This window comes from Burkholderia sp. Bp9016 (assembly GCF_003857765.1).
Classification (GTDB): Bacteria; Pseudomonadota; Gammaproteobacteria; order Burkholderiales; family Burkholderiaceae; genus Burkholderia.
Window position 1 is genome coordinate 63,566 of the sequence record NZ_QTPY01000007.1, and the last position, 14,282, is coordinate 77,847.

Below are 14,282 nucleotides of genomic sequence, written 5' to 3' on the forward strand. Positions count from 1 at the left end.
AACAGTGGAAGAAAAAACGGCCGGTCGTGCGACCGGCCGTTTCACGTTACAACGTGACTGCACTACCGCATCGCGACATTCACGCGAGGTCGAAGCGGTCGAGGTTCATCACCTTGTTCCAGGCCGCGACGAAATCGCGCACGAACTTCTCGTTCGCGTCCGCGCTGCCGTACACCTCGGCGAGCGCACGCAGCTGCGAGTGCGAGCCGAAGATCAGGTCGACGCGCGTGCCGGTCCACTTCACCTGACCCGTCGCGCGGTCGCGCCCCTCGAACACGTCGTTCGCGGCCGACACCGGCTTCCACTCCGTACCCATGTCGAGCAGGTTCACAAAGAAGTCGTTGGTCAGCGCGCCCGGACGATCGGTGAACACGCCATGCTTCGATTCGCCGACGTTCGCGCCGAGCACACGCAGGCCACCGACGAGCACCGTCAGCTCCGGCCCGCTCAGCGTCAGCAACTGCGCCTTGTCGACCAGCAACGCTTCGGCCGGGGTCTTGTACGCGTGCTTCAGGTAGTTGCGGAAACCGTCCGCCACCGGCTCGAGCACGGCCATCGCTTCGACGTCGGTCTGCTCCTGCGATGCGTCCGTCCGGCCCGCTGCGAACGGCACCGTCACCGCGACGCCCGCGTGCTTCGCGGCCTGTTCGACACCGGCCGCACCGGCCAGCACGATCAGGTCGGCGAGCGACACCTTCTTGCCGCCCGTCTGCGCGTCGTTGAACGCTTTCTGCACGCCTTCGAGCTTCTCGAGCACCGTCGCGAGCTGCGCGGGCTGGTTCACTTCCCAGTCCTTCTGCGGCGCGAGGCGGATGCGCGCACCGTTCGCGCCGCCGCGCTTGTCCGAACCGCGGAACGTCGAGGCCGACGCCCACGCGGTCGACACGAGCTGCGACACGGTCAGCCCCGTCGCGAGAATCTGCGCCTTCAGCGCCGCGACGTCGGCATCATCGATCAGCTTGTGGTCGACGGCCGGGACCGGGTCTTGCCACAGCAGATGCTCGGCCGGCACTTCCGGGCCGAGATAACGCGTACGCGGACCCATGTCGCGGTGCGTGAGCTTGAACCAGGCGCGCGCGAACGCATCGGCGAACTCGGCCGGGTTCTCGTAGAAGCGGCGCGAGATCTTCTCGTAGGCCGGGTCGAAACGCAGCGACAGGTCGGTCGTCAACATCGTCGGGCGATGCTTCTTCGACGAATCGAACGCATCCGGAATCACCTCGTCGGCGCCCTTCGCGACCCACTGGTGCGCGCCGGCCGGGCTCTTCGTCAGTTCCCATTCGTAGCTGAACAGGTGCTTGAAGAAGTCGTTGCTCCACTTCGTCGGCGTCGACGTCCACGTGACTTCGAGACCGCTCGTGATCGCGTCCTTGCCCTTGCCCGTGCCAAACGTGCTCTTCCAGCCGAGACCCTGCTCTTCGAGGCCTGCGGCTTCCGGCTCGGGGCCGACGTTCGACGCCGGACCGGCGCCGTGCGTCTTGCCGAACGTATGGCCGCCCGCGATCAGCGCGACCGTCTCTTCGTCGTTCATCGCCATCCGCGCAAACGTCTCGCGGATGTCGCGCGCCGCGGCGACCGGGTCGGGATTGCCGTCCGGGCCTTCCGGGTTCACGTAAATGAGGCCCATCTGCACGGCGGCGAGCGGGTTTTCGAGATTGCGGTCGCCGGAGTAACGGCTGTTCGGGCCGCCGCTCAGTTCCAGCCAGATCTTTTCCGAACCCCAGTAGACGTCGTCCGGCTCCCACGTGTCGACGCGGCCGCCTGCGTAACCGAAGGTCTTGAAGCCCATCGATTCGAGCGCGACGTTGCCGGTCAGGATCAGCAGGTCGGCCCACGAGATGTTGCGGCCGTACTTCTGCTTGATCGGCCACAGCAGCCGGCGCGCCTTGTCGAGGCTCACGTTGTCCGGCCAGCTGTTGAGCGGCGCGAAGCGCTGTTGCCCGCCGCCCGCGCCGCCGCGGCCGTCGGCGATCCGGTACGTGCCGGCGCTGTGCCATGCCATGCGGACGAACAGGCCGCCGTAGTGGCCGAAGTCGGCCGGCCACCAGTCCTGCGACGTAGTCATCAGCGCATGCAGATCCCGCTTCACCGCCGCAAGGTCCAGCTTCTTGAACGCCTCGGCGTAGTCGAAATCCTTGTCCATCGGGTCGGACAACGCCGAATGCCGGTGCAGGATGTTCAGGTTCAGCTGATTCGGCCACCAGTCCTGATTCGACGTGCCGCCGGCCGCCGTATGGTTGAACGGACATTTCGATTCGGTCGACATGCTTTTTCTCCTTTGCTTGCTCGTAGGCCCCCACGTGCCGTGGCACGGTTCGTGGAGCATTGCGGGGGTGAAACGGAACAGGTTGGTCCTGTCGTGCTACGGGGTGTCAGGCGCGGCCTTCGGTGCGGGTTTCGTGACTTCGGACATGCAAGGCTCCCTCATGGCTGGATCGCGGGTGAATCGGGGGAACACGGGACCGGCGTGCGGCGGCACTCATCCGCCATACACACGATCCGCCAGATACGCGAACGCAATCGGGCGCAGGCTGCGGGCCGCGGCCCTGGCTCGATTTACGACCTCGTCGCGCGACGGGATGTTCCGCTGCGCGTGCTGCAATACCGACCGCATCATGACATCCTCCTTTGACGCTTGCATTCAGCGTGCGGATCGGCCTTCGCTGCAACGCCGATCCATATGGAAGATTCTATGTTCATCTATCGAATATTTGAATTTAATTAATTTCATCTATGCGATAGGGAAAAATAAACGGGGTCGCAAGACCCCGTTCACCGGCCGGCCTTGGTACTCGCCGTGCCCGGTCAGGGTCAGTTCATCGTCGCCGGCATGTCGAGCTTCGCGACGCCCGGCAGATCGCACGCGGCGATCGCCTCGCTGATCGCGTCGATCGCCGGCATCCGCGTGAAGCTCTTGCGCCAAACCAGCACGACCCGGCGATCGGGCACCGGTTCGTTGAACGGCACGTACGACAACAGCTCGGCATCGGGGCCGTTCGCGCGCGGGCCGATCTCGGCGACCGACATGCGCGGCAGCACCGTGATGCCGACGCCGCTCGCGACCATGTGGCGAATCGTCTCGAGCGACGAGCCTTCGAAGGTCTTCTGGATGCCGTCGGCCGTCTGCGAGAAACGCATCAACTCCGGGCACACGCCGAGCACGTGATCGCGGAAGCAGTGGCCGTTGCCGAGCAGCAGCATGGTTTCCTGCTTCAGATCCTCGGCGTCGATCTCCTCGCGCTTCTCCCACGGATGTCCTGCCGGCAGCGCGACGACAAACGGCTCGTCGTACAGCGGCCGCACCATCAGGCCGGTTTCGGGGAACGGCAGCGCCATGATCGCGGCGTCGATCTCGCCCTGCTTCAGCAGTTCGAGCAGCTTCAGCGTGTAGTTCTCCTGCAGCATCAACGGCATCTGCGGCACACGCTGGATCATCTGCTTGACGAGCGTCGGCAGCAGGTACGGCCCGATCGTATAGATCACGCCGAGACGGAACGGGCCGACGAGCGGATCCTTGCCCTGCTTCGCGATCTCCTTGATCGCGAAGGTCTGCTCGAGCACGCGCTGCGCCTGGGTGACGATCTGGTCGCCGATCGGCGTCACGCTCACCTCGCTCGCGCCGCGCTCGAAAATCTGCACGTTGAGCTCGTCTTCCAGCTTCTTGATCGCCACCGAAAGCGTCGGCTGGCTCACGAAGCATGCTTCGGCCGCGCGGCCGAAATGCCGCTCGCGCGCGACCGCGACGATGTATTTCAATTCAGTCAGCGTCATTGTGGGTCAATCAGGGATATACAGGCGATAGGTTTAATTTATACACCTACTGACACCGGTTCGCCAAGTTTCTCTGCATCGGGATACGCCCGCCGGCGGCGCGGATCCAACCCTGAATGGGCGAATCAGGCCTTCAGATACTGCTCGCGCGCGCCGAGCCAGCGCGCGAGATGCTGCGTGACGATGTCGGGATACGCGGCAATCAGCCGCGACGCGGCATCGCGGGCCGGGTCGATCAGCCAGCCATCGGTTTCGAGGTTCGCGAAGCGCAGCATCGCCGCGCCCGACTGGCGCGCGCCGAGGAATTCGCCGGGGCCGCGGATTTCGAGGTCGCGCCGCGCGATCTCGAAGCCGTCGGTCGTCTCGCGCATCGTCTTCAGCCGTTCGCGGCCCGTGAGCGACAGCGGACCGGTGTACAGCAGCACGCACACCGACGCCGCGGTACCGCGCCCGACGCGGCCGCGCAACTGGTGCAACTGCGCGAGGCCGAAGCGCTCCGCGTGCTCGATCACCATCAACGATGCGTTCGGCACGTCGACGCCGACTTCGATCACGGTCGTCGCGACCAGCAGCTGGACCTCGTTGCGCGTGAACGCTTCCATCACCGCCGCCTTGTCGGCCGGCGACAAGCGGCCGTGCACGAGGCCGACCTTCAGTTCGGGCAGTGCGGCGGCCAGCGTCTCGTAGGTCTCGACGGCGGTCTGCAACTGCAGCGTCTCGCTCTCCTCGATCAGCGGACACACCCAGTACACCTGGCGGCCGGTCAGCGCGGCTTCGCGCACGCGGGCGATCACCTCTTCGCGCCGCGCGTCGCCGACGAGGCGCGTCAGCACCGGCGTGCGGCCCGGCGGCAGCTCGTCGATCGTCGACACCTCGAGATCCGCGTAATACGTCATCGCGAGCGTGCGCGGGATCGGCGTGGCCGACATCATCAACTGGTGCGGCTGGAAATCGCGTGCGCCGTTGGCCGCATTCGCCGCCTTCGCACGCAGCGCGAGACGCTGCTCGACGCCGAAACGATGCTGCTCGTCGACGATCACGAGGCCGAGCCGCGCGAATTCGACGGTGTCCTGGATAATCGCGTGCGTGCCGATCACGAGCTGGGCGGTGCCGAGCGCCGCGGCCTCGATCGCCGCGCGCTTGTCCTTCGCCTTCAGGCTGCCCGCGAGCCACGCGACCGTCACGCCGAGCGGCTCGAGCCATGCGCGCAGCTTGCGCGCGTGCTGCTCCGCGAGGATTTCGGTCGGCGCCATCAGCGCGGCCTGGTAGCCGGCATCGATCGCCTGCGTGGCGGCCAGCGCCGCGACGACCGTCTTGCCGCTGCCGACATCGCCCTGCAACAGCCGCTGCATCGGGTGCGCGAGCGTGAGGTCGTGCGCGATCTCGTCGACGACGCGCGCCTGCGCGCCCGTCAGCGTGAACGGCAGCGCCGCGTAGAGGCGCGTGGTGAGCGCGTCGGCGTCGCTCGCGGTGCGGCGCGGCATCGCGGGCGCGGCGCGCGTGCGGCGCTCCTCGTGGGCGCGCTTGAGCGACAACTGCTGCGCGAGCAGCTCCTCGAACTTGATGCGCGTCCACGCCGGGTGCGAGCCGTCCATCAGTGCGGCTTCGTCCGAATCGACGCCGGGGTGATGCAGGATCCGCACGGCCTGCTCGAGGGACGGCACGCCGAGCGGCTTCAGGTAGTCGCGCACGATCTCCGGCGGCAGCAGCTCGGGCAGCGGCGTACGCTCGACCGCATTCTCGATCGCCTTGCGCAGATACGCCTGCGACACGCCCGCCGTGCTCGGATAGACCGGCGTAAGCACCTGCGGCAACGGCGCGTCGGCCTCGACCACGCGCACCGCCGGATGCACCATCTCCATCCCGAAGAAGCCGCCGCGCACGTCGCCGCGCACGCGCAGCCGCTGGCCGACGGCCATCTGCTTGACCTGCGAGCCGTAGAAATTCAGGAACCGCAGCACGAGATGCTCACCGTCGTCATCCTGGATCTTCACGACGAGCTGGCGGCGCGGCCGGTACGCGACCTCGTTGTCGAACACGACGCCTTCGGTCTGCGCGATGCCGCCGGGCAGCAGTTCGCCGATCGGCGTGAGCGTGGTTTCGTCCTCGTAACGCATCGGCAGATGCAGTACGAGATCGATCGAGCGCGTGAGGCCCAGCTTCGCGAGCTTGTCGACGGTCTTCACCGGTTTGTCGGCAGCCGGCTTCTTCTTGCGTTTCGTGCCGGATGCGCCGGACGCGTCCGCTTCGTCGCCGCCCGTGCCCGGTTCGACGTCGGGCGCGACGGCCGCCGGCTGTGCGAGCCGCCCGTCGGCACCGCGCTTCGGGCCGGCGCGACGCGGTGCGGCACTGCGCGGCTCCGCGCGCTCCACGGAACCGCGCTCCCCCGCGCCTCGCGCGGGTAGCGCGGCATCCTCCGCGTCGAACGGATCGGCGGAATCTGCAACGGCGGCGGTGGAACGTCGTGGTGACACAGGCATCGGATCGTCTGGGGGCTTCGCAAGACAAGTACAATAGCGGCTTTCACGTCGTCCGAACGAACGACGCCGGCCAGGCCGCGCATCCCGCCATCATAGCGGCTCGCGCGCCCCATTTATGCGTTTCCGCCCTGTCGGCGGCGCCCGCCGGCCGTTTCGAACCAGCCCGCATGTTCACGCTTTCCGATTTCGATTTCAATCTGCCGCCCGAGCTGATTGCGCAAACCGCGCTGCCCGATCGCACCGCGAGCCGCCTGCTCGAGGTGGATCGCACCGTCGAGCCCGCGCGCCTCGTCGACCGCCGTTTCGCCGAGCTGCCGTCGTGCATCTCACCCGGCGACCTGCTCGTCTTCAACGATACCAAGGTGCTGAAGGCCCGCTTCTTCGGCCAGAAGGCCAGCGGCGGCAAGATCGAGGTGCTGATCGAGCGCGTGACCGGCACGCACACGGCGCTCGCGCAAATCCGCGCGAGCAAGTCGCCCGGCGCCGGCACGACGCTGCGCCTCGCCGATGCGTTCGACGTGACGGTCGGCGAGCGCGTCGAGCCGTTCTTCACGCTGCACTTCCCCGAGCCGTGCCTCACGCTGATCGAGCAGTACGGCCGCCTGCCGCTGCCGCCGTACATCGAGCACGACCCCGACGCGAACGACGAGACACGCTACCAGACAGTCTATGCGAGCAACCCGGGCGCGGTCGCCGCGCCCACGGCCGGGCTCCATTTCGACCAGCCGCTGCTGGAGAAGCTCGACGCGATGGGCGTCGAGCGCGCGACGCTCACGCTGCACGTGGGCGCCGGCACGTTCCAGCCGGTGCGCGTCGAGAACATCGCCGAGCACAAGATGCACAGCGAGTGGTACGACCTGCCGCAATCGCTCGTCGACAAGATCGCCGCGACCCGCGCGCGCGGCGGCAACGTGATCGCGGTCGGCACGACGTCGATGCGCGCGCTCGAAGCCGCGGCGCGCAGCGCCGACGAAGCGGGCCGCCCGCTCGCGGCGACACAGGCCGAGACCGACATCTTCATCACGCCCGGCTACCGTTTCCGTGTGGTCGACCGGCTCGTCACGAACTTCCACCTGCCGAAGTCGACGCTGCTGATGCTGGTGTCCGCGTTCGCGGGCGTCGAGACGATCCGCGCCGCGTACCGGCACGCGATCGACGCGCGCTACCGCTTCTTCAGCTACGGCGACGCGATGCTGCTCACGCGACGCGACACGCCGGAAGCGCCGGGCGCGTAAGCGCGGCAGGCACGAGGGCCCGCGCACGCGCGTCCGCCATCGTGCCGCGACACCCGTTTTCCCGCTGCGCGCTACGATGGCGCGCATCCGCTTTTCCCCGCCGCCGGCTTGCCGGCGGCGCTTCCAACATGCGCCGGACTTGTCGATCCGGAGTCAGCGCTTTAGCGCATACTCCGGTCCCATGCAAAGCATTTCCGGTAGCAAGGAGAATGACGCGATGACCGAAGGTTCATCCCACGATACACACGCTCCCGTGCAGGACCGCCCCGCCAACGGGCTCGAATTCGAACTGCTGACGACCGACGGCCATGCGCGCCGCGGCCGCGTGAAGCTCAACCACGGCGTGGTCGAAACGCCGATCTTCATGCCGGTCGGCACGTATGGCACCGTGAAGGCGATCCAGCCGCGCGAGTTGCACGAGATCAAGGCCCAGATCATCCTCGGCAACACGTTCCACCTGTGGCTGCGCCCCGGCCTCGACACGATCGATGCGCACGGCGGGCTGCACGGCTTCATGGGCTGGAACAAGCCGATCCTGACCGACTCGGGCGGCTTCCAGGTGTTCTCGCTCGGCGACCTGCGCAAGATCACCGAGGACGGCGTCACGTTCGCGTCGCCGATCAACGGAGACAAGCTGTTCCTGTCGCCGGAAGTGTCGATGCAGATCCAGAAGGTGCTGAACTCCGACATCGTGATGCAGTTCGACGAATGCACGCCGTACGCCACCAACGGCGTGCCGACGACGCACAAGGAAGCGGCCGACTCGATGCGCATGTCGCTGCGCTGGGCGAAGCGCTCGCTCGACGAGTTCGACCGGCTCGGCAACCCGAACGCGCTGTTCGGGATCGTCCAGGGCGGGATGTTCGAGGACCTGCGCGACGAATCGCTCGCGGGCCTGTCGGAACTCGGCTTCCATGGCCTCGCGATCGGCGGGCTGTCGGTCGGCGAGCCGAAGGAAGACATGATGCGCGTGCTGCGGCACGTCGGCCCGAAGCTGCCGGCCAACAAGCCGCACTACCTGATGGGCGTCGGCACGCCGGAGGATCTGGTCGAGGGCGTCGCGAACGGCGTCGACATGTTCGACTGCGTGATGCCGACCCGCAATGCGCGCAACGGCTGGCTCTTCACGCGCTTCGGCGACGTGAAGATCCGCAACGCGACGCACAAGAACTCGCTGAAGCCGCTCGATTCCACCTGCACGTGCTACACGTGCCGGAACTTCTCGCGCGGCTACCTGCACCACCTGCACCGCGTCGGCGAAATCCTCGGCGCGCAGCTGAACACGATCCACAACCTGCACTACTACCTGCAGCTGATGAGCGAAATGCGCGACGCGATCGAAACCCACACGTTCGACGCGTTCCGCCAGCGCTTCGCGGAGGATCGCGCGAGAGGGGTCGACTGACGGGCCCGCTGCCCGCGGCTCGCGCGGCGGTCCGCCACATAGGACGCGTACTAAATAATGCGTTCCACGTGCCGGTCACGACCGCCGAATATTACAATCGCCTTTCCAAACGCGTCGCGACGGTGCCGGTTCGCGCTTTAACAGCTTGATCCGAAAGCGCATTTGCCACGCCGTTTGCACATGGGGCCGGTGGTAGAATAACCGGCTTATTTTTCGATCTTCCCCTACGGAGAGACCAACGTGCCGTTCATTTCCAATGCCTTCGCGCAAGGTGCCGGTGGCGCCGAATCGAGCCTGATGAGCTTCCTGCCGCTCATCCTGATGTTCGCGGTGCTGTATTTCATCATGATCCGCCCGCAGATGAAGCGCCAGAAGGAACACCGCAACATGCTCGCGGCCATGGCGAAGGGCGACGAAGTCGTCACGAGCGGCGGCCTCGTCGGCAAGGTGACGAAGGTCAGCGAAGGCTACATCGGCGTCGAAATCGCCGAAGGCACCGAAATCACCGTGCAGAAGGCTGCTGTCACGACCATTCTGCCGAAGGGCACGATCAAGTCGCTGTAAGGCTTTCACCGAGCGTCCGGCTCCCCGCGCCGTGCCTGCCTGAGAGAGCGGGCCGCCGCGGCGCCGGACGCGACGCTTTCACGCCAACCACCCGTTCGGCCCCCTCATGAATCGTTATCCACTCTGGAAATATGTCGTGATGGTCGTGGCGCTCGCCATCGGCCTTCTGTACACATTGCCCAATTTCTTCGGCGAAGCGCCGGCGGTGCAGGTGTCGAGCGGCAAGGCCACGGTCAAGCTCGACTCGACCACGCTGACCCAGGTCGAATCCGCGCTCGCCTCCGCGCAGATCAAACCGGACGACGTCACCTTCGAGAACACCGCGTCCAACGCGAACATCCGCGTGCGCGTGAAGGACACCGATACGCAGATGCGCGTCAAGGATCTGCTGCAGAAGTCGCTGAACGCCGACCCGAACGATCCGCAGTACGTCGTCGCACTGAACCTGCAGAGCGCGTCGCCGCGCTGGCTGACCGCACTGCACGCGCTGCCGATGTATCTCGGCCTCGACCTGCGCGGCGGTGTGCACTTCCTGCTCCAGGTCGACATGACGGGCGCGCTCACGAAGAAGCTCGACTCCGACGCGTCCGACGCCCGCACGCTGCTGCGTGACAAGAACATCCGCGACGGCGGCGTGAGCCGCGTCGACCAGTCCGTCGTCGTCAACTTCAGCGACCAGCAAACGGCGGACGACGCCCGCAAGGTGCTCGCCGCATCGGTCACCGAACTGCAATGGGCGACGCAGCCCGGCGGCGGCGGCACGCAAGTCGTCGGCACGTTCACGCCGGCCGTGCAGAAGGCCGTCGAGGACGCCGCGCTCAAGCAGAACCTGACGACGCTCCACAACCGCGTGAACGAACTCGGCGTGTCCGAGCCGATCCTGCAGCAGCAAGGCAGCGACCGCATCGTCGTCGAACTGCCGGGCGTGCAGGACACCGCGAAGGCGAAGGACATCATCGGCCGCACCGCAACGCTCGAAGCGCGTCTCGCCGACCCGCTCAACACGCACCCGAACCCGAACGACCCGGTGCCGCCGGGCGACGAACTGTTCACGCAGGGCAACCAGGTGCCCGTGCTGCTGAAGAAGGACGTGATCTTCACCGGCGACCGCATTATCGACGCGTCGGCCGGCTTCGACGAACACCAGCGTCCGTCGGTCAACATCCGCCTCGACTCGGCCGGTGGCCGCGCCGTGCGCTCGGTGTCGCGCGACAACATCGGCAAGCCGATGGCGATGGTGCTGTTCGAGAAGGGCAAGGGCGAAGTGCTGACGGTCGCGACGATCCAGTCGGAACTCGGCGACCGCTTCCAGATCACGGGCCAGCCGACGCCGCAGGCCGCCGCCGACCTCGCGCTGCTGCTGCGCGCCGGTTCGCTCGCCGCCCCGATGGAGATCATCGAGGAACGCACGATCGGCCCGAGCCTCGGCGCGGACAACATCAAGATGGGCGTCCACTCGGTGATCTGGGGCTTCTGCGCTATTGCCGTGTTCATGATCGCGTACTACATGCTGTTCGGCGTGGTGTCGGTGATCGGCCTGTCGGTGAACCTGCTGCTGCTCGTCGCGGTGCTGTCGCTGATGCAGGCGACGCTGACGCTGCCGGGTATCGCCGCAATCGCGCTCGCGCTCGGTATGGCGATCGACTCGAACGTGCTGATCAACGAACGCGTGCGTGAAGAACTGCGCGCGGGCCAGCCGCCGCAGCTCGCGATCCAGGCCGGCTACGCGCATGCATGGGCGACGATTCTCGACTCGAACGTCACGACGCTGATCGCCGGCCTCGCGCTGCTCGCGTTCGGCTCGGGCCCGGTTCGCGCGTTCGCGATCGTGCACTGCCTCGGCATCCTGACGTCGATGTTCTCCGCGGTGTTCTTCTCGCGCGGGATCATCAACCTCTGGTACGGCGGCCGCAAGAAGCTGAAGTCGCTCGCGATCGGCCAGGTGTGGAAGCCGGAAGGCGCCGCTGCCGGCGCGTCGTTCGCCGCGGCGGACGAATCGACCGACACGGCACGCGCCGCGAGGCTCGCCGCTCCCGCGAAGGGCAACGCACCGCGCGCCGGCAAGCCGCAGCTGCGCAATCGCGCGCAGCACGGCGTGTCGCCGAAGAAACCGGGCTCGACCCAATAAGGCCCCGGAGAAGAAGCCATGGAATTTTTCCGCATCCGTAAAGACATTCCGTTCATGCGGCACGCGCTGGTGTTCAACGTGATCTCGCTGGTCACGTTCCTCGCCGCCGTGTTCTTCCTGTTCCACCGCGGGCTGCACCTGTCCGTCGAATTCACCGGCGGTACGGTGATCGAGGTGCAGTACCCGCAGGCCGCGCAGCTCGAACCCGTGCGCGATACGCTCGGCAAGCTCGGCTACGCCGACGCGCAGGTGCAGAGCTTCGGCACGTCGCGCAACGTGCTGATCCGCCTGCAGCTGAAGCAGGGCCTCACGTCCGCGCAGCAGAGCGACCAGGTGATGAGCGCGCTGAAGGCGCAGAGTCCGGACGTCACGCTGCAGCGCGTCGAGTTCGTCGGCCCGCAGGTCGGCCGGGAGCTCGCGACCGACGGCCTGCTCGCGCTCGCGTGCGTCGTGATCGGCATCGTCATCTACCTGTCGTTCCGCTTCGAATGGAAGTACGCGGTCGCCGGCGTGATCGCCAACCTGCACGACGTCGTGATCATTCTCGGCTTCTTCGCGTTCTTCCAGTGGGAGTTCTCGCTGGCGGTGCTCGCGGCGGTGCTCGCAGTGCTCGGCTACTCGGTCAACGAGTCGGTCGTCATCTTCGACCGGATCCGCGAAACGTTCCGCCGCGAACGCAAGATGAACGTGCAGGAAGTGATCAACCACGCGATCACGACCACGATGTCGCGTACGATCATCACGCACACGTCGACGGAAATGATGGTGCTGTCGATGTTCTTCTTCGGCGGCCCGACGCTGCACTACTTCGCGCTCGCGCTGACGGTCGGCATCATGTTCGGTATCTACTCGTCGGTGTTCGTCGCGGGCTCGCTCGCGATGTGGCTCGGCATCAAGCGCGAAGACCTGCTGAAGGAAAAGAAGGCCGCTCACGATCCGGACGATCCGAACGCGGGCGCGCAGGTTTAAGCGCCGCGCCGTTTCGACGGATACCCGAAGGCCGGTCCCGCGTGGGCCGGCCTTTTTTCATGCGCGCGCCGCGGCCCGCTGCCCCCGGCGCGCCGGCACGGGCCGTCGGCTACAATCGCGTGACCATCCCGCCACGCCACCCGTCAAAGCCGCGGTCTCATGATGCCTGCCACACGTGTCGTTCGTCGCATCGTCGCCTGGAGTACCGGTGCCGCCGCCGCGGCTGCGTTCGTTGCATGCGCATCGGCTGCCCGGGCGCAACCCGCGTCCGTACCCGCCGCAACCCTGCCCCCCGCTTCCCCGCCTGCTGCCGCGCCGCAACCGTCACCCTGCCCGCCCGACTGGGAACCGCAGCTCTGCGAACTGAAGGCCGCCGTCGAGGTGCTGAAGAAGCAGCACCTGACCAACGTCGACATCGGCGCGTTGCTCGACGCCACCGTGCACGACGGGATCAAGACGCTGCCGTACGCTCGCTTCTTCAACGCGAAGGAGCGCCTGCAACAGCTCGAAGACGAGCGCCGCGCACGCGACGGCACGCCGGGCATCGGCATCGTGTTCGAGACACGGCCCGACGGCATGCACATCATCGACGTGATCCCCGACGCGCCCGCCGAGCGGGCCGGCGTGCGGCCCGACGATCTCGTCGTCGCGATGAACGGCCAGAGCGTGGTCGGCGTCGACAGCAGCGAAGTCGTGAAGCTCGCAAAGGGCGACGCGGGCGTGCCGCTGAAGCTCACGGTCCGGCGCGGCCCGGACGCTGCCACGCTGACCTTCGCGCCGGTGCGAGCGATCGTCAGGCCGCATCCGGCGACCGCGAAGCGGCTCGACGGCGACATCCTCTACACGCGGCTGTCGAGCTTCCCGGAGCCTGCAGTCGGCAGCTACATCGACGCGGTGCAGGCCGCCCGCCGCGCGGGGCCGCCGGTGAAAGGCGTGATCCTGGACCTGCGCATCAACGGCGGCGGCGCGCTGAATGCGGCGATCGGCATCACCGCGCTGTTCGCCGGACGCGACCGTACCGCGATGGTGACGCTCGAACGCGACGGGACGAAACGCCGCCGCTTCACGACCAACTGGCCCGACTACGAGCTGCCGGTGATGCACGGCCAGGATCCGCTTGCGCCGCTGCAGGCCGACGACTGGTGGCGTACCGTGCCGCTCGTCGTGCTCGTCGACGGCCAGAGCGCATCGGCCGCCGAAGCGACCGCGGCCGCACTGAAGGATCTCGGCCGCGCGCGGCTGCTCGGGATGCCGACCTACGGCAAGGGGCTGGCGCAGACGGGTGTCGACCTGATCGACGGCACGCGGCTCAATTTCACGTTCGCGCGCAACCTGCGGCCGAACGGCTGCCCGATGGACGGCTACGGTGTCGTGCCGGACTGGCTCGTGCCGCCGCGCCGCGACGCGGACGTCGACGGCGTGCTGCTGTGGTACCGGGAAGTCGATCTCGCCCGCGCGCCGTATGCGGACCGGCTGGCGCCCGATCCATTCGCGCAGGTGCGCACCGCGCGGCAGAAGCTGCGCGACGAGCGAACGCGCGCAAAGGTCGATACGGCGAAGAGCGCGGCGCTGCCGCAACGCGAATTCGGCACGGCCGCCGACTGGCAGTTGCAGCAGGCGCTCGCTGCGCTCGCCGGCCGGCCGGTGCAGACCATCGACGCGCCCGCGCAACTGATGCCGGCTCGGCCGGTCTGCGAGCGCGGCGACAGCTGACGCGCCGCCGCGCGCCC

At 67.3% G+C, this 14,282-nt stretch carries 9 protein-coding genes; 6 read left to right on the forward strand and 3 right to left on the reverse strand.

Annotated features, from left to right (window positions below):
* Window positions 1-79: 79 nt before the first annotated feature.
* The 3 genes from katG to recG all read right to left on the reverse strand — a co-directional run bounded on the left by katG (window position 80) and on the right by recG (window position 6,251).
* A complete protein-coding gene (gene katG / locus DIE13_RS10565; RefSeq protein WP_124827095.1) occupies window positions 80-2,266 on the reverse strand; it encodes a catalase/peroxidase HPI in 2,187 nt (728 codons plus the stop codon).
* Window positions 2,267-2,811: 545 nt separating this feature from the next.
* Window positions 2,812-3,771, reverse strand: a complete 960-nt coding sequence (locus DIE13_RS10570) for a hydrogen peroxide-inducible genes activator (protein ID WP_096505078.1) — start codon at window positions 3,769-3,771, stop codon at window positions 2,812-2,814.
* Between the two features lie 125 nt (window positions 3,772-3,896).
* Window positions 3,897-6,251, reverse strand: a complete 2,355-nt coding sequence (recG, locus tag DIE13_RS10575; protein WP_124827096.1) for an ATP-dependent DNA helicase RecG — start codon at window positions 6,249-6,251, stop codon at window positions 3,897-3,899.
* 167 nt (window positions 6,252-6,418) lie between these two features.
* Here recG and queA point away from each other — a divergent pair, with 167 nt between their 5' ends.
* From queA to DIE13_RS10605, 6 genes are all read left to right on the forward strand, one after another.
* Window positions 6,419-7,486 carry a tRNA preQ1(34) S-adenosylmethionine ribosyltransferase-isomerase QueA gene (queA, locus tag DIE13_RS10580; RefSeq protein WP_124827097.1) on the forward strand — a complete coding sequence of 356 codons (1,068 nt, stop codon included), beginning with the start codon at window positions 6,419-6,421 and terminating at the stop codon, window positions 7,484-7,486.
* A 217-nt stretch (window positions 7,487-7,703) separates the two neighbouring features.
* Complete coding sequence (gene tgt, locus DIE13_RS10585) at window positions 7,704-8,891, forward strand: tRNA guanosine(34) transglycosylase Tgt (RefSeq protein ID WP_124827098.1); 1,188 nt, start codon at window positions 7,704-7,706, stop codon at window positions 8,889-8,891.
* A 240-nt stretch (window positions 8,892-9,131) separates the two neighbouring features.
* Window positions 9,132-9,455, forward strand: a complete 324-nt coding sequence (yajC, locus tag DIE13_RS10590) for a preprotein translocase subunit YajC (RefSeq protein ID WP_006401647.1) — start codon at window positions 9,132-9,134, stop codon at window positions 9,453-9,455.
* A gap of 106 nt (window positions 9,456-9,561) precedes the next feature.
* Window positions 9,562-11,583: a protein translocase subunit SecD gene (secD, locus tag DIE13_RS10595; RefSeq protein WP_124827099.1), complete on the forward strand. Its 2,022-nt coding sequence runs from the start codon at window positions 9,562-9,564 to the stop codon at window positions 11,581-11,583.
* A gap of 18 nt (window positions 11,584-11,601) precedes the next feature.
* Complete coding sequence (secF, locus tag DIE13_RS10600) at window positions 11,602-12,552, forward strand: protein translocase subunit SecF (protein WP_096505089.1); 951 nt, start codon at window positions 11,602-11,604, stop codon at window positions 12,550-12,552.
* 159 nt (window positions 12,553-12,711) lie between these two features.
* Window positions 12,712-14,265 (forward strand): S41 family peptidase, encoded by a 1,554-nt coding sequence (locus DIE13_RS10605; protein WP_124827100.1) that lies wholly within the window; start codon window positions 12,712-12,714, stop codon window positions 14,263-14,265.
* The last annotated feature ends 17 nt before the right edge of the window (window positions 14,266-14,282 follow it).

Coding starts and splice junctions, on each gene's coding strand:
- katG (WP_124827095.1), bottom strand. CDS start 2,266: ATGTCGACCGAATCGAAATGTCCGTTCAACCATACGGCGGCCGGCGGC.
- DIE13_RS10570 (WP_096505078.1), bottom strand. CDS start 3,771: ATGACGCTGACTGAATTGAAATACATCGTCGCGGTCGCGCGCGAGCGG.
- recG (WP_124827096.1), bottom strand. CDS start 6,251: ATGCCTGTGTCACCACGACGTTCCACCGCCGCCGTTGCAGATTCCGCC.
- queA (WP_124827097.1), top strand. CDS start 6,419: ATGTTCACGCTTTCCGATTTCGATTTCAATCTGCCGCCCGAGCTGATT.
- tgt (WP_124827098.1), top strand. CDS start 7,704: ATGACCGAAGGTTCATCCCACGATACACACGCTCCCGTGCAGGACCGC.
- secD (WP_124827099.1), top strand. CDS start 9,562: ATGAATCGTTATCCACTCTGGAAATATGTCGTGATGGTCGTGGCGCTC.
- secF (WP_096505089.1), top strand. CDS start 11,602: ATGGAATTTTTCCGCATCCGTAAAGACATTCCGTTCATGCGGCACGCG.
- DIE13_RS10605 (WP_124827100.1), top strand. CDS start 12,712: ATGATGCCTGCCACACGTGTCGTTCGTCGCATCGTCGCCTGGAGTACC.